Genomic DNA, 904 nt, shown 5'->3' on the forward strand with positions numbered 1-904 from the left:
TTCTGGTAGCGGCCCAGGATGCGCTGGTTGATCGCGTCGACGCCGGTGTTGACGTACGACTTGTCGGCCACCGTCTCGGCCATCTTCAGCTTGTTCTGCAGGCTCGCGTCGATCCAGCGGCTCGCCTCGATCACCGCCATCATCACGGCACGCGCGGTGTTGGGGTACTTCTTGACGAAATCGCCGGTGGTGCCGAGCACCTTCTCGGGGTGGTCCTTCCAGATGTCCTGCGTGGTCACCGCGGTGATGCCGATGCCGTCCATGATCGCGCGGTGGCCCCAGGGCTCGCCGACGCAGTAGCCGTCCATGTTGCCCACGCGCATGTTGGCCACCATCTGCGGCGGCGGCACGGTGATGACCTTGGCATCCTTCATCGGGTTGATGCCGACGCTCGCGAGCCAGTAGTACAGCCACATCGCGTGGGTGCCGGTCGGGAAGGTCTGCGCGAAGGTGTACTCGCGCTTGTCGGCGGCCATCACCTTGGCGAGCGATGCGCCGTCGACCGCACCCTTGTCGGCCAGCTTCTTCGACAGCGTGATCGCCTGGCCGTTGTTGTTCAGCGTCATCAGCACGGCCATGTCCTTCTTCGGCCCGCCGATGCCCAGGTGCACGCCGTAGACCAGGCCGTACAGCACGTGCGCCATGTCGAGCTCGCCGTTGACCAGCTTGTCGCGCACGCCGGCCCACGAGGCCTCCTTGGTCGCAACGATCTTGACGCCGTACTTCCTGTCGAAGCCGAGCACCGAGGCCATCACGATCGACGCGCAGTCGGTCAGCGGGATGAAGCCGATGCGCACTTCCTCCTTCTCGGGCTTGTCGGAGCCTTGCGCATGCACGGCGCTCTGCAGCCCCGGCACCAGGCCGGCAGCACTGCCCGCGGCAGCGGCTTTGATCAGGGTTCGGC

The 904-nt window shown here is 65.9% G+C and carries 1 protein-coding gene; it reads right to left on the minus strand.

Features of this window, described 5'->3' with window-relative positions; all coding sequences use genetic code 11:
• The coding region (locus AC1D15_RS34700) for a CmpA/NrtA family ABC transporter substrate-binding protein (protein WP_477829649.1) at positions 1 to 904 on the minus strand (904 nt) is incomplete at both ends.

The organism is Rhizobacter sp. P2_H2, from assembly GCF_056403375.1.